The sequence below is a fragment of the Nocardiopsis sediminis genome, assembly GCF_042650565.1.
In the GTDB taxonomy this organism is placed as follows: domain Bacteria; phylum Actinomycetota; class Actinomycetes; order Streptosporangiales; family Streptosporangiaceae; genus Nocardiopsis_B; species Nocardiopsis_B sediminis.
Window position 1 is genome coordinate 191,858 of the sequence record NZ_JBHSBH010000013.1, and the last position, 24,659, is coordinate 216,516.

Consider the following 24,659-nt stretch of genomic DNA (forward strand, 5'->3'; position numbering starts at 1 on the left):
CCCTCGGGTCCCGGGAACCCCGCGAGGAACGGTGATTCACGCCGGGACATCCGCTCGGAGCACGCCGCCGGCCTGTTACGCAGTGGAGTTCTCCCTTCGGCCACCCCACTTTGTGCGTGCTTTCACAAGGGCGTAACCTAAGGTCCGAATCACTCCCGGCCGGGGTCTTGACAGGTGGGCAGCGAGCCCGTTAGGGGGCGCCGGACCCGCGTCGGCCCGGACGACGACCACGCACCGCCGATCCCGCCCAGGAGCGTACGCCAGTGACCCCCCGTACACCACGGCCCCGCGAGAGGGGCATCCCGGAGGCGACGGTCGCCCGGCTCCCGGTGTATCTGCGCGCGCTCCAGGCCCTCAACGAGCGGGGCACCCCCACAGTGTCATCGGAGGACTTGGCCTCGGTCGCCGGGGTCAACTCCGCCAAGCTGCGCAAGGACCTCTCGCACCTGGGCTCCTACGGCACCCGGGGCGTGGGCTACGACGTCGACTACCTGATCTACCAGATCTCCCGTGAACTTGGTCTCACCCAGGACTGGTCGGTGGCCATCGTCGGGATCGGCAACCTGGGCCGCGCGCTGGCCAACTACGGGGGCTTCGGCACCCGCGGATTCCGCATCGCGGCCCTGCTCGACGCCGATGCCACGGTCGTCGGCGACAAGGTGGCCGGGCTGTCGGTGGGGCACATCGACACGCTGGAGGCGGTCGTCGGCGAGGAGGCGGTGTCGATCGGCGTCATCGCCACGCCCGCCGCGGCCGCGCAGGGGGTGTGCGACCGCTTCGTCGAGGCGGGCGTCACCAGTGTGCTGAACTTCGCGCCGGTGGTGCTCAATGTGCCACCGGGCGTCGATGTGCGTAAGGTCGATTTGTCGATCGAACTCCAGATTCTCGCGTTCCACGAGCAGCGGAAGTCCGATGGACACGCCGGCCCCGAGTGGGCGGGCCCGGTGGAGGGCCCCGCATGACCCGCCGCCGGAGCCACGCCGGCCGGGGGCAGCGCGGGTGCGCGGTCCCGGCGGCAGCAGCGCAAGAGGTACGGAACACCGCGATTCCGCCCGCATTGGAGTGCAGATGAGTGTCCTCGCCGTCGGTCTGAGCCACCGCAGCTCGCCCGTGGCGCTTCTGGAGCGGGTCGCCCTCGACGGGCCGACCCGCCTGGAGGTCATGTCGGAGATGGTGCAGGCGCCGTCGGTCAACGAGGTGCTGATGGTCTCCACGTGCAACCGCACCGAGGTCTACGCCGACGTCGACAAGTTCCACCCCGCCGTGGCCGCGATCACCGAACTCCTGTCCTGGCGCACCGGCGTCCCCCTCAGCGAGCTGTCGCAGCACGCCTACGTGCACTACGAGGAGCGCGCGGTCCAGCACCTGTTCTCGGTCACCTGCGGGCTCGACTCCATGGTCGTCGGCGAGGGCCAGATCCTCGGCCAGGTGCGCAACGCCCTCAAGGACGCCCAGGCCGGCGGTGCGCTGGGCCGGGTCCTCAACGACCTGGGGCAGCGCGCCCTGCGCGTGGGCAAGCGCGCCCACACCGAGACCCACCTCGACCACGCCGGCGCCGACATGGTCGGCCTGGGCCTGGCCGTCGCCGGAACCCGGCTGGAGCGCGGCCGGAGTGCCGGGGCCGCCGGGCCGCGCGCGGCGTCCGCGCCCGGCGCCGCCGCGGCGCCCGCCGGCTGCCCGGTCGGCGGCGGAGTCGCCGGCTCCGGCCACGCGGCGGCCGACGTCGCCGCCGCCGTTCCCGAGCCGCAGCCCCTCACCGGGCTGCGCGTCCTCGTCCTGGGCGCCGGGTCGATGAGCGCGCTGGCCGCCAACACCGTCGCGCGGCAGGGCGCCGGGTCGGTCATCGTCGCCAACCGCACCTTCGACCGCGCCGCCCGGCTGGCCGAGTGCCTGACCGAGGCCTACGAGCCCATCCGCAGCCGGGCGATCCCCGCCGGCGACGCCCCGGTGGTGCTGCCCGAAGTCGACCTCGTCATCTCGTGCACCGGGGCGCAGGGGCTCGTGCTCACCCGCGACCAGGTCCTCGGCGCCGTGGGCGCCGACCGCCGCCGCCCCCTCGTCTTCCTCGACCTCGCGCTGCCCCGCGACATCGACCCGGCCGTGCGGAAGCTGCCCGGCGTGCACCTGGTCGACATCGAGGACCTCCGCCAGGCCGCCGCCGAGGGCGCCGACGACACCGCCGGGCGCGCCGGCGCCATCTCCGTCGTGCGCGAGATCGTCGACGAAGAGGTCGCCGAGTACCGGTCGGTGCGCCGCGCCGAGCAGGTCGCCCCCACCGTCGTGGCACTGCGCAGCAAGGCCCGCACGGTGGTCGACACCGAGTTGCAGCGGCTGAACGGCCGCCTGCCCGACCTCGACGACAAGACCCGCGGCGAGGTCACCCACGCCATGCGGCGCGTCGTCGACAAGCTGCTGCACCAGCCCACGGTCCGCGTCAAGGAGCTGGCCGCCCGTCCCGACGGCGGCTCCTACGAGGCGGCCCTGCGCGAACTCTTCGATCTGGACCCGGCCGCACCCGAGGCCGTGACCCGCGCCGAACCCGTCCAGCAGCCCGCCCCGCTCGACCGCGCGGGCGGCCCTCAGGAGACCCGACCATGACCACCGCCGCCGCACCGGCGCGACTCGGCACCCGCCGCAGCACCATGGCCACCACCCAGTCGCGGATGGTGGCCGACCTCATCACCGCCCGCACCGGGGTGCCGATCGAGCTGGAGCCGATCACCAGCTTCGGCGACGTCACCAAGGCGCACCTCACCCAGCTCGGCGGCACCGGCGTGTTCGTCACCGCGCTGCGCGACGAGCTGGCCGCCGGGACCGTCGACTTCGCCGTGCACTCGCTCAAGGACCTGCCCACGGCCCCCGCCGACGGCCTGGTCCTCGCCGCCATCCCCGAGCGCGACGACCCGCGCGACGCCCTGTGCGCCCGCGACGGCCTGAAGTTCGCCGACCTGCCCGCCGGCGCGACCGTGGGCACCGGGTCGCCGCGCCGGGTCGCCCAGCTGGCCGCCCTCCGCCCCGACCTCGCCTACGTGCCCATCCGCGGCAACGCCGAGACCCGGCTGGGCAAGGTGACCTCCGGCGAACTCGACGCCGTGGTGCTCGCCTACGCCGGGCTGGTCCGGGTGGGCCGGGTCGACGACGTCACCGACGTGTTCGAGCCCGAGCAGGTGCTGCCCGCCCCCGGCCAGGGGGCGCTGGCGGTCGAGTGCCGCACCGAGCGGGCCGCCGCCGACCTCGGCTACCTGGCGTCGGTCGACCACGCCGCCACCCGCGCCGCGGTCACCGCCGAGCGCACCGTCCTGGCCGAGCTGGAGGCGGGCTGCGCCGCCCCGGTCGGGGCGCACGCCCAAGTGCTGGCCGACGGCGGGCTGATGCTGCGGGCCGCCGTGGTCGCCACCGACGGCACGGCCGCGGTGCGGCGGGCGCGCGCGGCCGCGGTCGACCCTGATGACGCCGGCGCGGTCGCCGCGGCCGAGGGGCTGGGCCGCGCGCTGGCGCGCGAGATGATCGCCGCGGGCGCCGACCGGATCGTGGCGGCCGCCGAGGCAGAGGCGCAGGGCGCCCGGCCGTGAGCCGGGCCGCCGCGGGCGCGGCGGCCGGGTGGGGGAGCGGCGTCCCGCCATCATCGAACAGGGACGGGGACGCCGGAGCAGAGGAAGCAAGGAGCGAGCGCACAGTGAATCCGCAGAGTGAGACCCAGGAGTCCGAGCCGATGGCGCAGGCCGCGCCCGCGGCCGGGCACGTCGGCCTGGTCGGGGCCGGGCCCGGCGCCCCGGAGCTGCTGACCCTGCGTGGCGCCGCCCTGCTGGAGCGGGCCGATGTCGTCATCCTCGTCCGCGAGCCCGGCCCCGAGCTCGCCCGGTTCCGCCGGGAGCTGCTCGTCCACTGCCGTGAGGACGTCCAGGTGGTCGAGCCCGCCGAGTGCGGCGGCGAGATCGACGCGCTCGCCGTCGGCCACGCCCGCGAGGGGCGGCGCGTGGTGCGGCTCTACAGCGGCGACCCGCTGTTCGGCTGCCGCGGCGCCGATCTCGCCGCGGCCTGCCTGCGGGCGGGCGTGGAGTTCGAGATCGTGCCGGGGCTGTCCTCGGTGACCGCGGTCCCCGCCTTCGCCGGCATCCCGCTGCTGCCCAAGGGCACCGGGGAGCTGCGCGTGGCCGACGGCCGCCAGGCCGACCTCGACTGGGGGCGCCTCGCCGACGGCGACGCCACGCTGGTCGTGCTCTTCCCCGACATCGACGAGGACGACGACGGCCACCGGCCCGCCCTGGGCTACGACCGCCTGTGCAAGTCGCTCATCGCCGCGGGCCGGCCGGGCACGACCCCGGTCGCCGTCACGCGCATGGGCAGCACCACCGAGCAGAGCACCGTCCTCAGCTCCCTCTCGCGGCTCACCGCCGACCTGAAGACTGCCGACGCCAAGGGCAACAACATCACCGCACCCGCCATGTTCGTCATGGGGCCCGGTGTCGGCGGGCAGAAGGACCTGTCGTGGTTCGAGGGACGCCCGCTGTTCGGCTGGCGCGTCCTGGTGCCGCGCACCAAGGAGCAGGCGGCGCACCTGTCCGAGCAGCTCCGCGGCTACGGCGCGGTGCCCGAGGAGGTCCCCACCATCTCGGTGGAGCCGCCCCGCACCCCGCAGCAGATGGAGCGCGCCGTGCGCGGCCTGGTCACCGGCCGCTACCAGTGGGTGGCGTTCACCTCGGTCAACGCCGTCAAGGCGATCCGCGAGCGGTTCGAGGAGTACGGCCTGGACGCCCGCGCGTTCGCGGGGGTGAAGGTCGCCGCCGTGGGCGAGCAGACCGCCGCCTCCCTGCGCGAGTTCGGCATCCAGCCCGACCTCCTGCCCCCGCCCGACCGCCAGTCGGGGGCGGGGCTGGTCGAGGTGTGGCCGCCCTACGACGCCGAGCTGGACCCCATCGAGCGGGTGCTGCTGCCGCGCGCCGACATCGCCACCGAGGCGCTCGCGGCGGGGCTCGCGGACCTCGGCTGGGAGGTCGACGACGTCACCGCCTACCGCACCGTGCGCGCCGCGCCGCCGCCCGCGCCCATCCGCGAGGCGATCAAGGGCGGCGGGTTCGACGCGGTGCTGTTCACGTCGTCCTCCACCGTGCGCAACCTCGTGGGGATCGCGGGCAAGCCGCACAACACCACGGTGATCGCGGTGATCGGCCCCGAGACCGCCAAGACGGCGGCGGAGTTCGGTCTGCGCGTCGATGTGGTCGCGCCCAAAACCTCGGTTTCCGCCCTAGCGGAGGCGCTTTCGGAGTACGGTGCGGCTCAGCGGGCCGAGGCCGTCGCCGCCGGGAAGCCCGTCCTCAAGCCCAGCCAGAAGCGGCGCGGCAGGCGGCGCAAGACCGTCTGACCGCCCGCGCCACCCGCCCTGTTCGACCGTCCATCCGTCCGGCGCCCGGCCGCCCCGCCGCACGGCGGCCCGGGCGCCCCGCAGACCCAGGGGGTCCGACCCACCCATGAGCGCCCGTTTTCCCGTGGTACGTCCCCGCCGGCTGCGCCGCACGCCCGCGCTGCGCCGGCTGGTGGCCGAGTCCCGGGTGCGCCCCGAAGACCTGATCCTGCCGATGTTCGTCAAGGAGGGCATCGGCGAGCCGAACCCGGTGGGCTCGATGCCGGGCGTCGTCCAGCACACCCGCGACAGCCTGCGCGCGGCGGCGAAGGAGGCCGCCGAGGCCGGGGTCGGCGCGATCATGCTGTTCGGCATCCCCGAGTTCAAGGACGAGCGCGGATCGGCGGCCGACGACCCGGGCGGCATCGTGCAGCAGGCGCTGCGCGACCTGTCGTCGGACCTGGGCGACGACATCGTGCTCATGGCCGACCTGTGCCTGGACGAGTACACCTCCCACGGGCACTGCGGGCTGCTCACGCCCACCGGCGAGGTCGACAACGACGCCACCCTGGAGCGCTACGCCGCGATCGCGGTCGCGCAGGCCGCGGCGGGCGTGCAGGTCGTGGGGCCCAGCGGCATGATGGACGGCCAGGTCGGGGCGATCCGCACCGCGCTGGACGGCGCCGGCTACACCGACGTCGTGATCCTCGCCTACGCGGTCAAGTACGCCTCGGCGTTCTACGGGCCCTTCCGCGAAGCGGCGGAGGGCGCCCCCCGGTTCGGCGACCGCACCGGCTACCAGCAGGACCCCGCCAACGTCCGCGAGTCGCTGCGCGAGGTCGAGCTCGACATCGCCGAGGGCGCCGACATGGTCATGGTCAAACCGGGCCTGGCCTACCTCGACGTCGTGGCCAAGGTCGCCGAGCACGTCCGGGTGCCCGTGTCGGCCTACCAGGTCAGCGGCGAGTACGCGATGGTGGAGGCCGCAGCCGAGCGGGGCTGGATCGACCGCGAGCGCGCCATCCTGGAGACGCTCACCGCCTTCCGGCGGGCCGGGGCCGGGCAGATCCTGACCTATTGGGCCACAGAAGCGGCGCGCATGCTCCGCTGACGGGAAGAACCGCTTCCCGGCCGGATCGGGTCCCGGGAGCGCAACGGGACACGGGACACGGATCCGAGACGGGAACGGGGCATCGATGGCAGAGGTCATCTACCGTCGGCGGCGGCGCCGGCAGCCGGTGGTCAGCATGGTGGACGCGGCGCTGGAGTACGCGGCCCTGGGCTGGCCGGTGTGCCGCGGCGCGGCCCCCGCCACGGGCGGCGGGCGCGCGTGCGGCTGCGACCGCATGGGGTGTCCTGACCCCGGCGCGCATCCGATGTCGGCGGCGTGGGGGCTGGAGGCCACCACCGACCCCGACACCATCCGGCGCTGGTGGTCGGCCACCCCCGAGGCCAACGTGATCCTGCCGACGGGCCGCGTCTTCGACGTCTTCGACGTCCCGGCCGGTGCCGGGGTCATGGCCCTGGCCCGCATGGGCCGAGCCGGGGTGCACGCCGGCCCGGTCGCGGCGGTCGACGCCCAGCGCTACCTGTTCTACGTCGCCACCCGCTCCCCGGCCGACGAGGACGAGTGGTGGTCCTGCCACCTCGACTGCGTCCCCGAGACCATCACCGACACCCCGGGCCTGCGCTGGCACTGCCGCGACAGCTACGTCCTGGCCCCGCCGTCCCCCCTCCCATCAGGCAACACCGTCGCCTGGATCCGCGCCCCCCGCACCGGCGAGGCCCAGAACGACCTCCCCGACCCCATCGCCGCCCTCGACATCCTCTCCGACGCCTGCGAGGAGTTCATGTCGTAGCCGCCCGCTCGGGCGCGGCCTACGGCAGCTCCAGCTGTTCGTCGCTGATGAGGATGCCGTCGTCGTCGCTGTAGAGCCAGGCTTCCGGGGTGAAGACCGCGTTGCCGAAGGCGACCGTGGTGTCGAGGACCCCCGCGCCGGTCTTGGCGGACTTGCGGGGGTTGGAGCCGAGGGCCTTGATGCCGAGGTCGATCGTGGCGAGTTCGGCGACGTCGCGGACGGCTCCGTGGATGATGACCCCGGCCCATCCGTTCTCGGTGGCGGCGCGGGCGATCATGTCGCCCATCAGGGCGGTGCGCAGCGATCCGCCGCCGTCCACGACCAGGACCCAGCCCTCGCCCGGCTGGTTGAGCTGCTCCCGGACCAGGGCGTTGTCCTCGTGGCACCGGATCGTGGCGATCGGGCCGTGGAACGCCCGGCGCGCGCCGAACTGGCGGAACTGCGTCTCGCAGCTGGCGAGCGCGTCCCCGTGCGCGTCGATCAGGTCGGCGGTGGCGTAGACCTCGGTCATCGTGCTCCCTCAGCGGATGGTGCGTGCGGTGGCCCCCAACCTACGAGATCCCTGGTACTGCGTGCCGCCCGGGTGAGCGGCCCGCTGACGGCGGTCCCGTGCGGCCGCTCCCGGGCCGGTCGCGGGGCGACCCCGGGCCGGTCCCGGACGGATGACCACCGGTGCCACACTGGACGGGTGGGTACACAGAAGACTTCAGTTGAGCTGTTCGAACGCGCGAGCGCCGTCGTCCCCGGCGGGGTGAACTCGCCCGTACGCGCCTTCGGCGCGGTCGGCGGGACCCCGCCGTTCATGGTGGCGGGCGAGGGCCCGTACCTGACCGACGCCGACGGCCGCAGCTACGTCGACCTCATCTGCTCCTGGGGGCCGCTGATCCTGGGCCACGCGCACCCCGCCGTCGTCGGCGCGCTGCGCGAGGCGGCCGGGCGCGGCACCTCCTACGGGGCGCCGACCCCCGGCGAGGTCGAGCTCGCCGAGGAGATCGTGGCGCGCACCCCGGCCGAGAAGGTCCGCCTGGTCAACTCCGGGACCGAGGCCACCATGTCGGCGATCCGGCTCGCCCGCGGCGCCACCGGGCGCAGCAAGGTGGTGAAGTTCGCCGGGAACTACCACGGCCACGTCGACGCCCTGCTGGCCGCCGCCGGCTCCGGGGTGGCGACCTTCGCCCTGCCCGACTCCCCGGGCGTCACCGGGGCGAGCGCCGCCGACACGATCGTGCTGCCCTACAACGACATCGAGGCCGTGGAGCGCGCGTTCGCGGAGTCCGGCGGCGACATCGCCTGCGTGATCGCCGAGGCGTGCCCGGCGAACATGGGCGTCGTCCCGCCCCGCGACGGCTTCAACGCCCGGCTCAAGGAGATCACCGCCGCGCACGGCGCCCTGCTCGTGCTCGACGAGGTCCTCACCGGCTTCCGCGTCGGCCCCTCGGGCTGGTACGGCCTGGAGGGCGTGACCCCCGACCTCACCACGTTCGGCAAGGTCATGGGCGGCGGCCTGCCCGCTGCGGCCTTCGGCGGCCGGGCCGACCTCATGAACCAGCTCGCCCCCCAGGGCCCGGTGTACCAGGCCGGCACCCTGTCGGGGAACCCGCTGGCCACCGCGGCGGGGCTGGCCACGCTGCGCAACGCCACCCCCGAGGCCTACGCGCACATCGACCGCGTGTCCGCGCAGGTGGCCGCCGAGGTCGGCGCCGCGCTCGGCGCCGCCGGGGTGCCCCACCGCATCCAGCACGGCGGCAGCCTGTTCACGGTGTTCTTCACCGACGCCGAGGTCACCGACTTCGACGGCGCGCGCGCCCAGGACACCGGCGCCTTCGCGGCGTTCTTCCACGCCATGCTGGACCAGGGCGTCTACCTGCCGCCGGCCGCGTTCGAGGCGTGGTTCTTCTCGGCCGCCCACGACGACACCGCCATCGACCGCGTGGTGTCGGCCCTGCCGAGGGCGGCCCGTGCGGCGGCCGAGGCCGGCACCGGATCCTGACCCGGGTGCCCGGCCGCAGGCGCGCCGGGGCCCGCAACGGCGCGCCCGCGATGGCGGCGGGGCGGGCGGAGATCGATAAGTTGGACCCGACGCCGCCCGCCGGCGCCCCCTGTGCCCAGTCCCCGCAGGTGGGGCGGGTCCGGAGCCGCGCCGCCGCATGATGACAACCGACAAGGAACGGCCGCCCGACATGACCACGACCACCGTCGTCCACCTCCTCAGACACGGCGAAGTGCACAACCCCGAGGGGATCCTCTACGGGCGGCTGCCGGAGTTCCATCTGAGCGAGACCGGCGTCCGCATGGCCGAGCACGCCGCCGCCTGGTTCGCCGGGCGCGACATCGCGGCCCTGTACTCCTCGCCGCTGGAGCGTGCCAAGGAGACCGCGGCGCCGGTGGCCGACGAGTTCGGGCTGGCCATCCGGCTCGACGACCGGCTGATCGAGGCGGCCAACCGGTTCCAGGGGATGGCGCTGTCGAGCCGGTCGCTGACCGACGTCCAGGTGATGCGGCGGCTGTACAACCCGTTCCTGCCGTCGTGGGGCGAGCCCTACAGCGAGATCGTCGCGCGCATGGTCGATGTCATCAAGCTCGTCCGCAAGGAGGCGTGGGGGCGCGAGGCCGTCTGCGTCAGCCACCAGCTGCCGATCTGGATGGCGCGCCGGGCCGCCGAGCGCAAGCGGCTCTGGCACCGGCCCGACCGCCGCCAGTGCAACCTGGCCAGCGTCACGTCGCTGACCTTCGAGGAGCACCGGCTGGTCAGCGTGGGCTACAGCGAGCCGGCCGCAGAGCTGTACAGCGCAGGGCGCACGGTCCCCGGCGCCTGAGGCCCCGCGCCTCACGGCGGCGGGCCTGTGCCGTCCGGCGCGCTCGCGTGCCGGCCTGCTCCTCCAGTGGATGCCTGGACATCTTGGCGGAGAGGGTAGGCTGGTTCGTCGGGTGCGGCGTTGGTTTATGGCGCGCCACGCGCGCCGTGTCCCTCTGGGCGACGCGCCGCCGCATTCTTCCGATGGCACTCCGTGCCCTTAGCGCGGGCAGTGCCGTCGTGTCTCTTTTGTCGTTTGCGAGAGGTGATCCCATGGGTTCCGTCATCAAGAAGCGCCGCAAGCGCATGGCGAAGAAGAAGCACCGCAAGCTGCTCAAGAGGACTCGCATCGCGCGTCGCAACAAGAAGTAGGCTGGTTCGTCGCTCCGCGGACGCCCCCGCTGCGCGGCCGAGGCCGACGCGGAGACACCCCCTTCATCGCGAACCCCCTACGTCGGAGGCGTGTCGTCATGGGCCGTGTCGTCCTGGTCACCGGTGCCTCCCGCTACCTGGGCTCCCAGGTCGCGGAGGCACTCGCGCGCGAGCCCGGCGTCGACCGGGTGATCGGTGTCGACCCCGCCCCGCCCCGCCATCCGCTGGGGCGGGCGGAGTTCGTCCTCACGGGCCTGCACGACGACGGCGTGAGCCGGGTGGTCCGCGAGTCCGGGGCCGACACCGTCCTGCACCTGGGCCTCACCGCGGCCCTCGCGGGCACGGGCAGCCGGGCGGCGGTGCGGGAGAACAACGTCCTGGGGACCATGCAGCTGCTCTCGGCCTGCCAGCGGTCCACCACCGTCCGTCGGCTGGTCGTGCGCTCCAGCGCGGCCGTCTACGGCTTCTCGCGCCGCGACCCCGGGCCCTCCACCGAGGACCTGGAGGCGCGGCCGCCGCCGCGCTCGGCCCACGCCCAGGACGCGGCAGAGATCGAGCTGCACACCCGCGGGCTGGCCCGGCGCCGGCCCGACATGTCGATCGCGGTGCTGCGCTTCGCCAACGTCATCGGCCCGGCCACCGAGACCCCGCTGACCCGGTACTTCGGGCTGCGGTTCGTCCCCACCGTGCGCGGCTACGACCCCCGGATGCAGTTCATCCACGAGGACGACGGCGCCGAGGCCGTCCGCCGCATGGCGCTGGGCGACCGCGACGGCGTGTTCAACGTCGCGGCCCCCGGGTCGCTGCCCCTGTCGCAGTGCCTGCGCCGGGTGCGCGGGCACGGGCTGGCGGTGCCCGAGCGGGGGCTGAAGGTGTTCGGCGGCCTGGCCCGCCGCACCCGGCTGGGCTACTCCCCGGAGCAGCTGCGCGTGCTGTGCAATGACCGCGTCCTCGATGTCACCAAGCTCGAACGCGCCATCGGCTGGACGCCCGCCTACAGCTCCCAGGAGGCGTTCGAGTCGTTCCTGGCCGCCGGAGCGGCACCGGGCGGACCCGCCCGCGGGCGCCGGGGCGGCCACCACCAGGCGCCGCGCGTGCCCGCGGCAGTGGGACGCTGACCGCCGCTCCACAGCGGGCACCCTGCCCCGTGCGCGACGGCCGAAGCGGCCCCGCAGGCGCGGAAGGGCCTAGGCCCTGTTTTTCGGATCATTCCGGGCTCGCGACCACCAGACGCCGCCTCGCTGCGCCGATTTCGCTCGAACAGCCAACCAGGCTGACCTTCGCGAATCGTCTTGCGACGCGACGCCTGGAGGCCGCTCGCTTATCCGAAAGCATCCAAAAAACAGGGCCTAGAACGGTCTGCGGCGCCGCATCATCCCCACCGCCACGCCGCCCGCCACCGCACCCGCGACCGCGGCGGGCAGCCCCACGCGCAGCGTCGTGCGGTGCCGACGGAACTCGTGCACCGGCCACCCGTGCTTCTTCGCGTACTCGCGCAGCGAGTCGTCGGGGTTGACGGCGTTGGGGTGGCCCACCACCGACAGCAGCGGCAGGTCGTTGCTGGAGTCGCTGTAGGCCGTGCAGGTGGACAGGTCGAGCCCTTCGGCGCGCGCCAGCGCCCGGATCGCGGTGGCCTTGGCGGGGCCGTGCAGCAGGTCGCCGACGAGCCGGCCGGTGTAGGTGCCGTCGACGGTCTCGGCGACCGTGCCCAGCGCGCCGTCGAGGCCCAGCCGCCGCTTGATGATGTCGGCGAGCTCGAACGGGGTCGCGGTCACGAGCCACACCCGCTGCCCGGCCTCGATGTGGCGGCGGATCAGCCGGTGCGCGCCCTCCCAGATGCGGTCGGCCATGGTGTCGTCGTAGATGTCCTCGCACAGCGACACGAGGTCCTTGACGTCGTGCCCGGCCACGAACGCGAGCGCCGCCTCGCGGGCGGCGTTGATGTGCTCGGGGCGCTCCTGCCCGCTGATGCGGAACACCATCTGCCCCCACGCGAACCGCAGGAGGTCGCGCGTCGTGAAGAGGTCGCGCGCGGCCAGGCCGCGGGCGAAGTGGTAGATCGACGCGCCGCGCATCAGCGTGTTGTCGACATCGAAGAATGCGATCGGTGCGGAGGGCGCGGCGGATACGGTGGGCGCTGAGGCCTGGACGGGCAGGCCGGAGCCTTCGGCGCGTGCGGCGGCGGGCGCGGCCCCGGCTGAGGGGCCCTCGTTCCCGCGCTCGTCGTCGGCAGCGGCGGTGGCGGCTTCCCCGGCGAGGGCGGCACGGCCGTTGTCGTCTCGTCGGAGATGGCGCGGCATGATTCGAGACTACGGCCCGCCGGTGGTCGCCCATGCGTCCTGGCGGAGGCGGGACGATGTCTCGTGAGGTAACTCACAACTCAATCAGCGGATTACGCCCAACGTGCCGGTAAATGCTCATTTCGGGTGGATGAATCCCGCTCTGAGTTCACGTCGAGTACCCAACGTGCACCATGATTAGCGGGATGGTCGAGGTAGGACTGGCATTCGTCTGCGCGTTGGTGGCCTGGAGCGCCGCCGCCGCGCTGATCGCGCGTAGTTACCGGAGCCCCCGCCTGCACACGGCGGCCTGGGTGGCCTCCGGCGTGTCCATGGCGATCGCGCTGAGCGCCGCATTCCCCGGAGCGCTGCTGGACTTCTCCAGCCTCACGTTCCGCGTGTTCCAGATAGGCATCGGGCTGCTCGGCCCGCTGCTGCTGGCGTGGGGCGTGGTGGAGTACGCGGTGGAGTCGCCGCGCGTGCGCTTCGGCACCCGGCTGGTCGTGACCACCCTGACCATCGTGCCGCTGGTGGTCCTCAGCATGGACCGGCTCCGCGGCCAGTTCGACGGCGGATACCCGCCCATGGCCGACCACTACGACATCATCCCCCGCGGGGCACTGATGCTCGTGCACGTCTTCGCCGCCGTGGCGGTGGTGGGCGGCGCGATCCTGGTCTGGACATCACTTCGCGACCGGCCCCGGATCGCCGGCCACCGGCTGTCGGTGATCGGCCTGATCGGGCTCGCGATCCTGCTGGAGATCGTGGCCAGCCGCTTCGGCCTGGGCTCGTTCGGCCAAGTGATGCTGCTCGGCGCGGTGGCCAGCCTGTGGGGGGCGTTCACACGCTCCCAGAACCCGCCCCAGGAGCGATCCGGCAGGCGGCGGGGTGGCCGGCGCCGTTCGGGTGACGGCACCGTCGGCCACGATGACGATTCCGAGGCGGAGGACAACGTGTGGGGCAGGCGCCGCAAGGCCGACGATTACGACGACTACGACGATGACGGCTACGACTACGACGACGAGCCCGCGGCGCCCGCGCCCCGGGTGGCGTCGCGGCTGCGCGGAATCATCACGATCTACACGCTCTACGACGGCCGCGGCGACACGTTCGACGACCTCGCCGACGACGTCGTCGACGAGGTGTCCCGCCGCGAGCCCGACACCCTGCTCTTCGCGTGCCACACGGTGCCCAGCGCGCCGCAGCAGCGCATCGTCTACGCGATCTACCGCGACGAGCTGGCGCACGAGGAGCACGAGCAGCAGCCGCACGTCGTGGAGTTCGTCCGGCGCAGCGCCAACTGCGTCGTTGCGACGAATGTGATCGAATTGGCGCTTTCGGGGGCTTCGGCGGCCGACAACCTTCCGGGTATGTTGATGCCGCGCTGACCAGCGGAGAAGCCCGTTCCTGAGCGATCGGTCAGAGTTGGCTGGGAATCCGCCCCGGAGAGCGGAGGTAAGAGGCGCGTGAAGTACCCTTCCTTAGACCATTGAGTTCGGCGCCGGTCGGCGCCGTCGTGGTGCGGCCCCCGATCCCCCGTGCAGGAGGCGGGCCGAGCCCCGGAAACAACGGGAGCGTGCTGGAACCCCGATGCGTAAGTTCCTCGTCTTTCTGGTATTTCTGCTGATCATGGTGGCCGTCGCCGATCGCGGACTGCACTACGCCGCGCAGAGCGAGATCGCCACCCGCGTCGGTCAGCAGTACGAGATGGCTTCGGAGCCCGAAGTCACCATCGGCGGTTTCCCCTTCCTGACCCAGGCCATCGGCGGGGAGTACTCCGAGATCCACATCGTCACCGGGGCGATCACGGTCGAGGACATCCAGCTGGAGCGGGTCGACGTCACCGCGCGCGAGGTGCGGGCGCCCCTCGCCGACCTGCTGACCGAGCCCAACGTCGTCGCCGGCAGCGCCGAGGCCAAGGTGATGCTGCCCTACAGCGAGCTCCAGCGGCGGCTGCCCGAGGGCATCGTCATCGAGAACGAGAACGGCAGCCCGCGCATGACCGGCGACCTCGCCGAGGGCGGCTTCAGCGTGCCGGTGTCGGCCGACCTGGAGGTCGCGATCGAGGACGACACGATCACGGTGACCCCCACCGACCTCCAGGTCGGCGAGTCCCAGTTCGACATCGCCTCGGTCGCCCAGGAGCGGCTGACGCTCTCCTTCCCCGTCCCCCAGCTGCCGTTCGGCCTCCAGGTGACCGGCATCGAGGCGCTGCCCAACGGTGTCGAGGTCTCCGCCGAGGGCACCGACGTCCCGCTGGTCGGCGGCGACCCCCAGGCCTAGCCCGTGGAGCCCGGGCAGCTCACGGGGGCGGCGGTCGCCCTCACCACACTGCTGGCGGCCCTGTGCGCCGGCCTGGTGTGGCGCCGCGCCAACGGACGCTTCCGGCCCACGGCCGCGGCCCGGGACGCCCGCCCGGGCGCAGCGGCGGACCCTGCGGGCACCACCGGCGGAGCGGAGAACGGGGGCGGCGTGCACGAGGCGGACACCGCGCAGAACACGGCCCTGACCGCCGAGGACATCGGCGCCCCCCTGGGCGGGCGCGCCACCCTCGTCCAGTTCTCGTCGGCCTTCTGCCAGCCCTGCCGCGCCACCCGCCGGGTGCTGGCCGACGTGGGGGCGATGGTCGAGGGCGTCGCCCACGTCGAGATCGACGCCGAATCGCGGCTCGACCTGGTCCGGCGGCTGAACATCCTGCGCACCCCCACCGTCCTCGTCCTCGACGCCGGCGGGAACGTGGTCCGCCGCGCCTCTGGCCAGCCGCGCAAGGCCGACGTGATCGCGGCCCTGGGAGCGGCGGTCGACCGGGGCGCCCCGCCCGCCTGAGGCCCCCGCCGGCCCTCGCCCGGCCTCCTGCCGGAGCCCGGCCCGTGCCCCGCCCCCGCCACCCTGCGTGGCCCCGCGGTGCCTGTGAGGGGACCCACCCGTGACATCCGCGCCCCCACCCCGTACGATCGTGATCGTGACTTCTCCGACGGGCGCGTTCCTGACCAAGCGTCGCGCGGTCGACTTCTGCCACGTCGCCACCGCGCTCTGTCGCGCTGCCCGCTAGAGCGGAGCCCCGCGGCGCACTCCGCGCCCGTCCCGGATCCGGCCGCACCTCCGTGCCGCCACTCGACCCCCTCCCGCTCACCCATCTGGGAAGCCACACATGCAGGTCGACCCTCGGGGGCAGCGATTCGCCGCAGCCCTCACCACCGTCGTACTCGCCCTCGTCCTGATCACTCAGAACGCCTGGCCGCTGGCCGCGCAGGCGCTGGTGTTCGCGATCGCGGTCGCCGCCGGCGTCCGCTACTCGCCCTACGCCCTCGTCTTCGCATCGCTGATCCGCCCGCGGATCGGCCCCCCGGCCGAGACCGAGGACGCCGCACCGCCGCGCTTCGCGCAGGGGGTCGGCCTGGCCTTCGCGCTGGCGGGGCTGGCGGGCTTCGCCTTCGGCCTGCCCTGGCTCGCGCTGACGGCCACCGCGTTCGCCCTGTTCGCCGCCTTCCTCAACGCCGCCTTCGGCTTCTGCCTGGGCTGCGAGATGTATCTGCTGGTCCGCCGGCTGCCCCTCCCGGGTAGGGCCTCCTAGGAGACCCGCCGTCCGGGGCCCGGTCACCGGCCCGCCGACGTTCCGACACCGCCTACTGCACAACGATCAATGGAGGTTCCCCATGAGCCGCTCCGACGTCCTCGTGGACGCCGAATGGGTGGAGGCCCACCTCGACGACGACAACGTGGTGCTCGTCGAGGTCGACGAGGACACCTCGGCCTACGACAAGGGCCACATCCGCAACGCCGTCAAGATCGACTGGAAGAAGGACCTCCAGGACCCGGTCCGCCGCGACTTCGTCGACAAGACCGGCTTCGAGAAACTGCTCTCCGAGCGCGGCATCTCCAACGACGACACCGTTGTGCTCTACGGCGGGAACAACAACTGGTTCGCGGCCTACGCCTACTGGTACTTCCGGCTCTACGGCCACCAGAGCGTGAAGCTGCTCGACGGCGGCCGCAAGAAGTGGGAGCTCGACTCCCGCGAGCTGGTCGAGGCGGTGCCCGAGCGCGCCGCCGCCACCTACACCGCCCAGGACCAGGACACCGCGATCCGCGCCTTCCGCGACGAGGTCGTCGCCGCGATCGGCACCAAGGACCTGGTCGACGTGCGCTCGCCCGACGAGTTCGTCGGCAAGCTGCTGGCCCCCGCGCACCTGCCGCAGGAGACCTCGCAGCGCCCGGGCCACATCCCGACCGCGCGCAACATCCCGTGGGCGAAGACCGCCAACGAGGACGGCACGTTCAAGAGCGACGACGAGCTGCGCGAGCTCTACACCGAGGCCGGCGTCGACCTGGACAAGGACATCATCGCCTACTGCCGCATCGGCGAGCGCTCGTCGCACACCTGGTTCGCCCTGCACGAGCTGCTGGGCCTGCCCAACGTGAAGAACTACGACGGCTCGTGGACCGAGTACGGTTCGCTGGTCGGCGTCCCGGTGGAGCTGGGGGAGGCCAAGTGAGCGCCGACAGCTGCGGAGCGCCCGTCGGGGGCGTCGCCCTCGCCGACGTCGACGCGGGCGACCAGGCGGTCATCCAGGGCGTGGTGCGCCGCGACGGCGCCCCGCTCAGCGGGGCCTACGCGCGCCTGCTCAACGCCTCCGACGACTTCGTCGGAGAGGTCGCCACGGGCGGCGAGGGGACCTTCCGGTTCTTCGCGGCCGACGGCGAGTGGAAGGTTCGCGTTCTGGCGTCCAAGGGCTTCACCGCCGAGTACACGGTGACGGCCGAGACCGGGAAGGTGATCGACCTCCAGGTCGACGCCTGAGCCGACTTCACAGGCCACACTCGGCGCCGGGGCCGCGGGACACGTCCCCCCGCGGCCCCGGCGCCGAGCGCTGTCCCGGGGCGTTCGGTGCCTGCCGGTACGGCCTGACCGGGTGGGCTCCGCCGGCCTGAGGGCCGGGAGCGCGGGGGATCGGGCCGGACGGTGGCCCGCCGGATGCGCCCGGTATGTTCGGGGGGTCGCGGCAAGGAGGCCACCACCCCTCATGAACGCCCTCGTCGTCGCCGCCGTTCTGGCGTCCGCGCTGCTGCACGCCGTGTGGAACGCCATCGCCCACGCCATCACCGACCGGCTGCTGGGGTTCGCGCTCATCGGCGCCTCCGGGGCGGCCTGCGGGGTCGTCCTGGCCGTGTTCTCGGGCCCCGTGGCCCCCGCAGCCTGGCCGGCGCTGCTCATCTCGGTCGTCCTGCACGTGGCCTACATGGGCTTTCTGATGCTGTCCTACCGGACCGGGGACTTCGGCCAGGTGTACCCGCTGGCCCGCGGCACCTCCCCGTGGGTGGTGGCGCTGGGGGCCGCGCTGCTGCTGGACGAGGAGCTGTCGCCGCTCCACCTGTGCGGGGTGCTCGTGGTCTCGGCCGGGCTGACGGCCCTCGTGTTCGCCTCAGGGCGTCCCGGACGGGCTCAGGCCCCGGCGCTGGCCGCCGCGGTCGTCACCGGGCTGCTCATCGCCTCCTACACCATCGTGGACGGCTACGGGGTGCGCGCCTCGGGTGACCCGCTGGCCTACATCGCCTGGCTCATGATCCTCGAAGGGCCGTACTTCATGATCGCCGCGGCCCTGCTGCGGCGCGGCCGGCTCGCCGCCCAGCTGCGCCCCGTGTGGTGGATCGGGGCGCTGGGCGGGGTCGTGTCCGTGACCGCCTACGGGCTGGTGCTGTGGGCGCAGACCATCGGGACCCTCGCGAGCATCGCCGCCCTGCGCGAGACGAGCGTCGTCTTCGCGGCCGTCATCGGCGCGCTCTTCTTCAAGGAGCGCTTCGGCCGCGTCCGCATCGCCGCGGCCGCCGCCGTGGCCTCCGGCATCGTGCTCCTCAACCTTTGAGTACCGATTGTGACCGGCGAAAACGCACGATGACCGCCCGAACGGCGACAGATAACGGGCAATGCCTGCGAGTTCGGCCAACTCCGTGACAAGCGCGCGGCCTCCTGGCACGATTCGCTCGTATCCGAGCGGACGCGGACCCGGCTCCCCTGCGCCGGGTGGGAGGTGCGGCACGGTGGGCGACTCCCCGGCTGGAGTGCACGGCGGCCCGACCTATCTGGGGTGGCGGCACGAGATCCTCATCCCCGAGCCGGGGCCGCCGCCCCGGAGACCCGCCCCCGCGGACCCCGAACCGGTCCGCGAGGAGTGGATGCTGGTCCAGCGCGAGACCGAGGTGCGCACCAACCGCCCGCTGCTGATCGCGCTGGCGGGCCTGTGCGCGCTGGCCCTGCTGTGCGTCCTGCTATGGCCCCTGCGGGTGCTGCCGGGGGTGATCGCCCTCGGCGGGGTCCTCGCCTGCGTGCTCGTGGCGGCCCCCGTCTCGGTGGCGCTGCTCCAGGGGCGCCGGGTCGCCCGGGACCGGTCCCGGCGCGAGCAGGAGCGCATCGACGCCGAGCGCCGCGCCCGCGAGCAGGAACTGCGCGAGCGGCAGGAGGAGCACGCCGCCCTCTACAACGCCTGGCACGACGAAAAGCGCGCTTTCGAGGCGCAGCCCCGCTGGTACGCCGTCGCGGTGCCCGCCGGCGTCGCCGTCGTCGCCGTTGCCGGCGGCACCGACGCCGGATGGTCGGCCCTGCTGACCACGGTCGGCGCGTCCCGCCTGCGCGGCGGCGGCGACCTCACCGTGGTCGACCTGTCCGGCCGGGCGGTCGCCGGCGACCTGGCGTCGCTGGTCAAGCGGTCCGGTGTGGCCCCCAGGATCTGGGTGCTGCCCGCCGACCTGCCGCGGATGAGCCTCGGCACCAACCTCCCTGCGGCGCAGCGGGCACGCATCCTCGCCTCCGTCGCCCGCGCCTCCCGCGGATCCGGCGACCCCGAGGCCGACCGGGCGCTGCTCCTGCGGCTGTTCGACGTGCTCGGCCCGGACGCCAATGTCACCGCGCTCATCGGCGGCCTGCGCGCCCTCGCCGCCCCCGATGACTCCGCCGCCCCCGCCGACGACCCCGCCCTGCGGCTCCTCACCCCCGCCCAGCGCGCGGAGGTGCGCGCCCGATGCGGCGACGACCGCGCCGTCCTGGAGCAGGCGTGGGAGCTCGAACACCACCTCGCCCCGTTCGAGGGCGTCGGGACCCGCTCGGCCGAGGAGCCCTACGCCCAGGTCAAGGTCATCGCGACCGACCGCGCATCCGGCGACGCCGCCGCCCGCGCCTACGGCACCTACACCGTGGCGTCGCTGAGCGAGCTCCTGGAGCTGCGGGCGGCCCGCTACAGCGGCGCGACGGCGCCCGCCGCACCGGGGTCGTGGGCGCACACGATCGTCGTCTGCGGCGCCGACGCGCTGCCCGGCGACGAGGTGGACCGGCTGTCCCGCGCGGCCCGCGGCGCGGGCACCGGGCTCGTCCTGCTGTTCCGCGAACCCGGCGGGGCATGGGAGCGGCACAGCGGCGCCGAGGGGAGCCTGCCCGTGCTCATGCGCCAGCCCGACGCCGACGCTGCGGTGCGCGCCGCCGACGCGGCCCTGCCCTCCGGCGGCACGGTCGGGCTGCACCCGCTCACCGAGGTCATCGGCGAGGCGCTGAGCAGCGCCGTCGCCGACAGCTATGTGGAGGACCCGGCCGAGGGCGTCACCGCCCCGGTGGCCATGCGCAACGCGGCGACGTCGGTCGCGCCGCTGGACCTCGTGCGCCACGTCCGCGCGGCGTCGGCCTGGGGGCGCGCCACCGCCCAGGCGGAGGGAATCGACGACCATGCGGCAGCGGGGCGGCTGCGCCCCCTGCGGGTCGACGCCCACGGACTGCGCACCCTGCCTCCGACGGCGCTGCTGCTGCCGGGCGCGGACGGGCCCGTGCTCGCGGACGCGAACCCCGGCATCCTCACGCTTCCGGCGACGACCCTGGGCACGGTCGAGGCGGCCCGTGCCGCGGGCCGCCCCTCCGGCCTCGTCGCGGGGCCGGCCGACGGCGACGACGAGCCCCCGGCCAACCTCGGCCCGCCCCCGGAGCGCCTCGACTGGCGCTCGGCCTGAGGGCGCCCGCTCCCGCCGGTGCGGACAGCGGTGACAGGGGGACCCGTGCGACGGGCGTGTTCGGCGGTGGGCATCGGGTCCGGCCCTATCGCGCCCCCGTCTCGCAACGGTCTCGCTCCGGTCTCCGGGAGGGCACTGGAGCGGGCTGTAGCGCACGGTGAGGCGCCGGCGGATGCAGCGGCCCCGGTCCGCCAGGGTGCCCGTTCGCGGGCCGCTGGCAATAGGCTAGGGACGCGACCGCGACCCGCTCCGGGGCGGATGCACCGCCGACCCCGGCACGGAGGGGACCGCCCGGCGCGGTCCGGACCCTCCGCGTCCGGCTCCGGCGGTCCGGCCACCCGGCGGCGCGCCGCGGTCGGCGGCGCAGGAGCCACCGCCTGCTCCACCAGGCGCCTCGTACCGCACTCCAGCGGGTACGTTCAGCAACAACCGAGTTGGGGATCATGAGCGAACTTCCCTTGCGCGCCCAGCTTGCCTCGGTACTGGGCAAAGGCGCGGCGACCCTGTCCCGGGCCACCGGCCGCGGCGACGGCTCCGTCATCGGGGGCCGGATCGCGCTGAAGGTCGAACCGGACCTGCTCTCCAAGCTGTCCCGGGGCCGGCGGCTGGCGCTGGTGAGTGCCACCAACGGCAAGACCACCACCACCCGGCTGATCGCGGCGGCGCTGCGCGAGCTCGGCGAGATCGCCACCAACGAGCACGGCGCCAACATGCCCACCGGCCACATCACCGCGCTGTCCAACCACCCGCACGCCCGCAACGGCGTGCTGGAGGTCGACGAGAAGTACCTGCCGCAGGTGCTGCGCGCCACCAACCCGGCGGTCGTCGTGCTGATGAACCTCAGCCGGGACCAGATGGACCGCGCCTCCGAGATCAACCTGCTGGCGAAGAAGTGGCGCGACGCGCTCGGGCAGAGCGAGACCCACGTCATCGCCAACGCCGACGACCCCCTCGTCACGTGGGCGGGCCTGGGCGCCCGGCACGCGACGTGGGTGTCGGCGGGGCAGCGCTGGAAGGAGGACTCCTGGTGCTGCCCGGAGTGCGGCGGGCACCTCAAGCGGGAGCCCGACCCCCACTGGGAGTGCCCGGAGTGCGGCATGCACCGCCCCGACGCCACCTGGACGGTCGACAATCGCAGCGACGTGGTCGTCGACCCCAACGGTGTGCGGCTGCCCCTCCAGCTCAACCTGCCCGGTGACGCCAACCGCGCCAACGCCGCCATCGCGCTGGCCACGGCCGCCGCCTACGGGATCCACCCCAAGCAGGCGCTGCCGCGGCTGCGCGAGATCCACTCGGTGGCGGGGCGCTACACCTCCATCGTCACCAGCGGGGTCGAGGTCCGGCTGCTGCTTGCCAAGAACCCGGCCGGCTGGCTGGAGTCCTTCGCGGTCCTGGACCCGCCGCGGGTGCCGGTGATCCTCTCGGTCAACGCCCAGATCCCCGACGGCAAGGACACCTCCTGGCTGTGGGACGTCGACTACACCGTGCTGCGCGGACGCCGCGTGTTCGTGATGGGCGAGCGCCGCACCGACCTGGCGCTGCGGCTGGAGACCGACGAAGTGCCGTTCGAGATCGCCGACCGCGTCGACCAGGTCCTCGCGCAGCTCCGCAGCGAGCAGCCCGACATCACCAAGGTCGACGTCATCGCCAACTACACGGCGTTCCAGCAGATCCGCACGGCCTACGGCCGCGTGCAGTAGGAGGAGGCGACACATGAGCGACACCAGCAGCGTCCTGCGCATCGTCTGGATCTATCCCGACCTGCTCAGCACCTACGGCGACCAGGGCAACGCGCTGATCCTGCGCCGGCGGGCCGAGTTGCGCGGCATCCGGACCGAGATCGTCCACGTCCACTCCAGCGACGCGGTCCCGGTCGAGGGCGACATCTACCTGCTCGGCGGCGGCGAGGACCGCCCGCAGATCCTCGCGGCCGAGCGGCTGCGCGCCGACGGCGGCCTCAAGCGGGCGGCCGAGCGCGGAGCGGCGGTTTTCGCGGTCTGCGCCGGCTACCAGATCATCGGCGAGAGCTACGGCGACGACGCCGACAACCCGCTGCCCGGGGTGGGCATCATCGACATCCGCAGCGGGCGCGGCGAGACCCGCGCGGTGGGCGAGATCGTCGCCGACTGCGACCCGGCGCTCGGCGTCGGTCGCATCACCGGCTTCGAGAACCACCAGGGCCGCACGGCACTGGGTCCGTCGGCCCGCCCGCTGTCGCAGACGGTGAAGGGCATCGGCAACGACGGCCACACGGAGGGCGCCTACCAGGGCCAGGTCCTCGGCACCTACCTCCACGGCCCGGCACTGCCGCGTAACCCCGAGCTTGCCGACATGCTCCTCCGCTGGCGCGTGGGCCAGATCCAGCCCCTCCAGCCGTCCTGGGGCGAACAACTCCACGAGGAACGCCTCGCCGCGGCCCTCTGACGGCGGAGACCAGGTACAACGACGGCGGGACCGGCCCGGAATCGGGGCCGGTCCCGCCGTCGTTCAGCGGCGCTCCACTGTCAGTCGCCGTGGTAAAGGCGGAGTGGATCGATCAGCTGGATCCGGGGGTCGTCATCGGCGAGGCGCCGTAGTTCGTCCGTGAAGCCCGCGCTGCTGTAGCACTCCAGGCGGGTGGTGTCGGTGGCGGCGCCGCGTGCGGTGAGGAGGGTGCGGATATGCCGGAGGCGTTCGAGGTGGCCCATTCCCATGACGTCGTTCCATTTGGCCTCGCCGATGGCGAGCAGCGCCTCGCGGCCGTCGCCGTTCTCGCCGTGGACCGCGACGTCGACTTCATGTCTGGTCTTGGCGCTGGGGTCGTTGACGGTGCCGCCGGCGACCCGGGTGACCTGTCCGCCGTGGGTTTCGGGAGAGGCGTGCCAACGGGCCCACTCGCGGCAGATCCGTTTGAAGTGCGGGGCGACGACCCTACCGCGGAAGGTGGGCTGGGCGCGGTGCCAGACCTCGGGGGCGCGTCCGGGGCGTTCGAGGTCGCCCCAGGCGGGGCGCATGACCGCGTGGTAGAAGGCGACGAGGGGTTCGGCGATGCGGTACGCGGAGCGGTTGCGGCGGAAGGCGTCGGCTTCGTGGGCGATCATGCCGACGTCCTGGAGGACGCTGAGCGGGTGCGCTAGGTCGGTGGCTTTACGGCCCAGGTAGTCGGCGATGCCGCCCCGTGCGGCGTTTCCCGCGGCGATGGCGGCCAGGACGGAGTGGTAGAGCGCGGTGTCGTGGAGTTCGGGTTCTTCGGCGAGCAGGTAGCGGGCTTCTCGGAAGAGCAGGCGGGCGGGGTTGAGGACGGCGCGGGTGACCCAGGCGTCGAAGTCGCCGGGGCCGGTGGGGGTATCGCCCTGTGCGAACTCGCGGCGGTAGGCGGGGGTGCCGCCGACGATGGCGTTGGTGAGCAGCGCGGTGTGGGGGTCGGTGATCTCCCAGAACTCGGCGGCGAGGCGGAAGTCCAGGGTGGGGACGACGAGTTCGAGGCCGGCTCGGCCGCGCAGTGGGGCGTTGCCGGCGAGGAAGCGGCCCATGAAGGACAGGGCGGAGCCGCACAGTAGGAGTCGTACGGGGGTGTTGGTGTGCTGGGCAGTGGGGTCCAAGGCGCGCTGGATGATGGAGGGGAGGGCGGGGGATGCCTTGGCCAGGAAGGGGAATTCGTCGATGACCGCGACGGTCGGGCCGCCCGGGGATGCGATGCGCATCAGCTCGGTGACGGCCTCGTCCCAGTGGCCGAAGCGGAACGGGGTGGGCTGGCCGCGGTAGCGGGCCAGGGCCTCGCCGAACTGGCGCAGGGCGTCGGTCTCGGTGGTCTCGGTGGCGGTGAACATGAAGCCACCGCCGGCGCGGGTGAGAGCGTCGAGGAGGAAGGTCTTGCCTTGGCGGCGCCGGCCGGAGACCACGCCGAGGGTGGCCCGGGGTCCGGGCAGGGTGGCGAAGCGGGTCAGCTCGCCCCACTCGAAGTCACGGCCGAACATCTCGGCGGGCTTGTCCACCGCGCACCTCGCCTAGAAGTTGTATAGGTGCGCTTATTATAACTCGACCTA

At 73.6% G+C, this 24,659-nt stretch carries 23 protein-coding genes; 20 read left to right on the forward strand and 3 right to left on the reverse strand.

All coding sequences use genetic code 11. The features are described 5' to 3' along the window. The first annotated feature begins 263 nt into the window (after window positions 1–263). The 6 genes from ACFOVU_RS21070 to ACFOVU_RS21095 all read left to right on the forward strand — a co-directional run bounded on the left by ACFOVU_RS21070 (window position 264) and on the right by ACFOVU_RS21095 (window position 7,200). Complete coding sequence (locus tag ACFOVU_RS21070) at window positions 264–962, forward strand: redox-sensing transcriptional repressor Rex (RefSeq protein ID WP_378536251.1); 699 nt, start codon at window positions 264–266, stop codon at window positions 960–962. A 106-nt stretch (window positions 963–1,068) separates the two neighbouring features. Continuing rightward, window positions 1,069–2,598 (forward strand): glutamyl-tRNA reductase, encoded by a 1,530-nt coding sequence (locus ACFOVU_RS21075; protein WP_378536253.1) that lies wholly within the window; start codon window positions 1,069–1,071, stop codon window positions 2,596–2,598. Further along, a complete protein-coding gene (gene hemC, locus ACFOVU_RS21080; protein WP_378536255.1) occupies window positions 2,595–3,572 on the forward strand; it encodes a hydroxymethylbilane synthase in 978 nt (325 codons plus the stop codon). The genes ACFOVU_RS21075 and hemC overlap by 4 nt, the downstream gene beginning before the upstream one ends. A 104-nt stretch (window positions 3,573–3,676) precedes the next feature. Beyond that, on the forward strand, window positions 3,677–5,362 hold the full coding sequence (locus ACFOVU_RS21085) for a bifunctional uroporphyrinogen-III C-methyltransferase/uroporphyrinogen-III synthase (RefSeq protein ID WP_378536257.1): 1,686 nt from the start codon (window positions 3,677–3,679) through the stop codon (window positions 5,360–5,362). A gap of 106 nt (window positions 5,363–5,468) precedes the next feature. After that, window positions 5,469–6,452: a porphobilinogen synthase gene (gene hemB / locus ACFOVU_RS21090; RefSeq protein WP_378536259.1), complete on the forward strand. Its 984-nt coding sequence runs from the start codon at window positions 5,469–5,471 to the stop codon at window positions 6,450–6,452. A gap of 85 nt (window positions 6,453–6,537) precedes the next feature. Continuing rightward, window positions 6,538–7,200, forward strand: a complete 663-nt coding sequence (locus ACFOVU_RS21095; RefSeq protein ID WP_378536261.1) for a bifunctional DNA primase/polymerase — start codon at window positions 6,538–6,540, stop codon at window positions 7,198–7,200. Window positions 7,201–7,219: 19 nt separating this feature from the next. On the opposite strand, the gene rraA is transcribed toward ACFOVU_RS21095, so the two are convergent. Beyond that, window positions 7,220–7,711: a ribonuclease E activity regulator RraA gene (rraA, locus tag ACFOVU_RS21100; RefSeq protein WP_378536263.1), complete on the reverse strand. Its 492-nt coding sequence runs from the start codon at window positions 7,709–7,711 to the stop codon at window positions 7,220–7,222. A gap of 177 nt (window positions 7,712–7,888) precedes the next feature. Here rraA and hemL point away from each other — a divergent pair, with 177 nt between their 5' ends. The 4 genes from hemL to ACFOVU_RS21120 all read left to right on the forward strand — a co-directional run bounded on the left by hemL (window position 7,889) and on the right by ACFOVU_RS21120 (window position 11,484). Beyond that, on the forward strand, window positions 7,889–9,190 hold the full coding sequence (gene hemL, locus ACFOVU_RS21105; RefSeq protein WP_378536265.1) for a glutamate-1-semialdehyde 2,1-aminomutase: 1,302 nt from the start codon (window positions 7,889–7,891) through the stop codon (window positions 9,188–9,190). A 190-nt stretch (window positions 9,191–9,380) separates the two neighbouring features. Next, window positions 9,381–10,016 (forward strand): histidine phosphatase family protein, encoded by a 636-nt coding sequence (locus ACFOVU_RS21110; RefSeq protein ID WP_378536267.1) that lies wholly within the window; start codon window positions 9,381–9,383, stop codon window positions 10,014–10,016. A 251-nt stretch (window positions 10,017–10,267) separates the two neighbouring features. Next, window positions 10,268–10,366, forward strand: coding sequence for a 30S ribosomal protein bS22 (locus tag ACFOVU_RS21115; protein ID WP_017621272.1), 99 nt, complete (start codon window positions 10,268–10,270; stop codon window positions 10,364–10,366). 98 nt (window positions 10,367–10,464) lie between these two features. After that, on the forward strand, window positions 10,465–11,484 hold the full coding sequence (locus ACFOVU_RS21120; RefSeq protein WP_378536269.1) for an NAD-dependent epimerase/dehydratase family protein: 1,020 nt from the start codon (window positions 10,465–10,467) through the stop codon (window positions 11,482–11,484). A 231-nt stretch (window positions 11,485–11,715) separates the two neighbouring features. Here ACFOVU_RS21120 and ACFOVU_RS21125 read toward each other — a convergent pair whose 3' ends face one another. Further along, window positions 11,716–12,666 carry an HAD family hydrolase gene (locus ACFOVU_RS21125; protein ID WP_378536271.1) on the reverse strand — a complete coding sequence of 317 codons (951 nt, stop codon included), beginning with the start codon at window positions 12,664–12,666 and terminating at the stop codon, window positions 11,716–11,718. 185 nt (window positions 12,667–12,851) lie between these two features. On the opposite strand from ACFOVU_RS21125, the gene ACFOVU_RS21130 reads away from it, so the two are divergent. From ACFOVU_RS21130 to ACFOVU_RS21175, 10 genes are all read left to right on the forward strand, one after another. Further along, entirely contained in the window at window positions 12,852–14,033 is a 1,182-nt protein-coding gene (locus ACFOVU_RS21130; protein ID WP_378536273.1) for a putative quinol monooxygenase, read from the forward strand. Between the two features lie 202 nt (window positions 14,034–14,235). After that, window positions 14,236–14,928, forward strand: a complete 693-nt coding sequence (locus ACFOVU_RS21135) for an LmeA family phospholipid-binding protein (protein WP_378536275.1) — start codon at window positions 14,236–14,238, stop codon at window positions 14,926–14,928. Window positions 14,929–15,117: 189 nt separating this feature from the next. Beyond that, window positions 15,118–15,471, forward strand: a complete 354-nt coding sequence (locus ACFOVU_RS21140; protein WP_378536484.1) for a TlpA family protein disulfide reductase — start codon at window positions 15,118–15,120, stop codon at window positions 15,469–15,471. Window positions 15,472–15,796: 325 nt separating this feature from the next. After that, window positions 15,797–16,219: a DUF4395 domain-containing protein gene (locus ACFOVU_RS21145; protein WP_378536276.1), complete on the forward strand. Its 423-nt coding sequence runs from the start codon at window positions 15,797–15,799 to the stop codon at window positions 16,217–16,219. Between the two features lie 82 nt (window positions 16,220–16,301). Then, the gene (locus ACFOVU_RS21150) at window positions 16,302–17,141 is read left to right on the forward strand and encodes a sulfurtransferase (RefSeq protein WP_378536278.1); all 840 of its coding nucleotides are present in this window, start codon (window positions 16,302–16,304) and stop codon (window positions 17,139–17,141) included. Then, window positions 17,138–17,446 carry a DUF1416 domain-containing protein gene (locus ACFOVU_RS21155; RefSeq protein WP_378536280.1) on the forward strand — a complete coding sequence of 103 codons (309 nt, stop codon included), beginning with the start codon at window positions 17,138–17,140 and terminating at the stop codon, window positions 17,444–17,446. Before ACFOVU_RS21150 ends, ACFOVU_RS21155 begins: the two co-directional genes overlap by 4 nt. 223 nt (window positions 17,447–17,669) lie before the next feature. Continuing rightward, window positions 17,670–18,509, forward strand: a complete 840-nt coding sequence (locus tag ACFOVU_RS21160; RefSeq protein WP_378536282.1) for an EamA family transporter — start codon at window positions 17,670–17,672, stop codon at window positions 18,507–18,509. A 175-nt stretch (window positions 18,510–18,684) separates the two neighbouring features. Then, entirely contained in the window at window positions 18,685–20,634 is a 1,950-nt protein-coding gene (locus ACFOVU_RS21165) for a hypothetical protein (protein WP_378536283.1), read from the forward strand. 443 nt (window positions 20,635–21,077) lie between these two features. Beyond that, window positions 21,078–22,334: a MurT ligase domain-containing protein gene (locus ACFOVU_RS21170; RefSeq protein WP_378536284.1), complete on the forward strand. Its 1,257-nt coding sequence runs from the start codon at window positions 21,078–21,080 to the stop codon at window positions 22,332–22,334. A gap of 13 nt (window positions 22,335–22,347) precedes the next feature. Then, window positions 22,348–23,058, forward strand: a complete 711-nt coding sequence (locus ACFOVU_RS21175) for a type 1 glutamine amidotransferase (protein ID WP_378536285.1) — start codon at window positions 22,348–22,350, stop codon at window positions 23,056–23,058. Between the two features lie 80 nt (window positions 23,059–23,138). On the opposite strand, the gene ACFOVU_RS21180 is transcribed toward ACFOVU_RS21175, so the two are convergent. Next, entirely contained in the window at window positions 23,139–24,608 is a 1,470-nt protein-coding gene (locus tag ACFOVU_RS21180; protein ID WP_378536287.1) for an AAA family ATPase, read from the reverse strand. Between the last annotated feature and the right edge of the window lie 51 nt (window positions 24,609–24,659).

What these genes read in the sequence shown, in the direction of transcription:
- ACFOVU_RS21075 (WP_378536253.1), top strand. Translation starts at nt 1,069, where the DNA reads ATGAGTGTCCTCGCCGTCGGTCTGAGCCACCGCAGCTCGCCCGTGGCG.
- hemC (WP_378536255.1), top strand. Translation starts at nt 2,595, where the DNA reads ATGACCACCGCCGCCGCACCGGCGCGACTCGGCACCCGCCGCAGCACC.
- hemB (WP_378536259.1), top strand. Translation starts at nt 5,469, where the DNA reads ATGAGCGCCCGTTTTCCCGTGGTACGTCCCCGCCGGCTGCGCCGCACG.
- ACFOVU_RS21095 (WP_378536261.1), top strand. Translation starts at nt 6,538, where the DNA reads ATGGCAGAGGTCATCTACCGTCGGCGGCGGCGCCGGCAGCCGGTGGTC.
- rraA (WP_378536263.1), bottom strand. Translation starts at nt 7,711, where the DNA reads ATGACCGAGGTCTACGCCACCGCCGACCTGATCGACGCGCACGGGGAC.
- ACFOVU_RS21110 (WP_378536267.1), top strand. Translation starts at nt 9,381, where the DNA reads ATGACCACGACCACCGTCGTCCACCTCCTCAGACACGGCGAAGTGCAC.
- ACFOVU_RS21115 (WP_017621272.1), top strand. Translation starts at nt 10,268, where the DNA reads ATGGGTTCCGTCATCAAGAAGCGCCGCAAGCGCATGGCGAAGAAGAAG.
- ACFOVU_RS21120 (WP_378536269.1), top strand. Translation starts at nt 10,465, where the DNA reads ATGGGCCGTGTCGTCCTGGTCACCGGTGCCTCCCGCTACCTGGGCTCC.
- ACFOVU_RS21125 (WP_378536271.1), bottom strand. Translation starts at nt 12,666, where the DNA reads ATGCCGCGCCATCTCCGACGAGACGACAACGGCCGTGCCGCCCTCGCC.
- ACFOVU_RS21130 (WP_378536273.1), top strand. Translation starts at nt 12,852, where the DNA reads ATGGTCGAGGTAGGACTGGCATTCGTCTGCGCGTTGGTGGCCTGGAGC.
- ACFOVU_RS21135 (WP_378536275.1), top strand. Translation starts at nt 14,236, where the DNA reads ATGCGTAAGTTCCTCGTCTTTCTGGTATTTCTGCTGATCATGGTGGCC.
- ACFOVU_RS21145 (WP_378536276.1), top strand. Translation starts at nt 15,797, where the DNA reads ATGCAGGTCGACCCTCGGGGGCAGCGATTCGCCGCAGCCCTCACCACC.
- ACFOVU_RS21150 (WP_378536278.1), top strand. Translation starts at nt 16,302, where the DNA reads ATGAGCCGCTCCGACGTCCTCGTGGACGCCGAATGGGTGGAGGCCCAC.
- ACFOVU_RS21160 (WP_378536282.1), top strand. Translation starts at nt 17,670, where the DNA reads ATGAACGCCCTCGTCGTCGCCGCCGTTCTGGCGTCCGCGCTGCTGCAC.
- ACFOVU_RS21170 (WP_378536284.1), top strand. Translation starts at nt 21,078, where the DNA reads ATGAGCGAACTTCCCTTGCGCGCCCAGCTTGCCTCGGTACTGGGCAAA.
- ACFOVU_RS21175 (WP_378536285.1), top strand. Translation starts at nt 22,348, where the DNA reads ATGAGCGACACCAGCAGCGTCCTGCGCATCGTCTGGATCTATCCCGAC.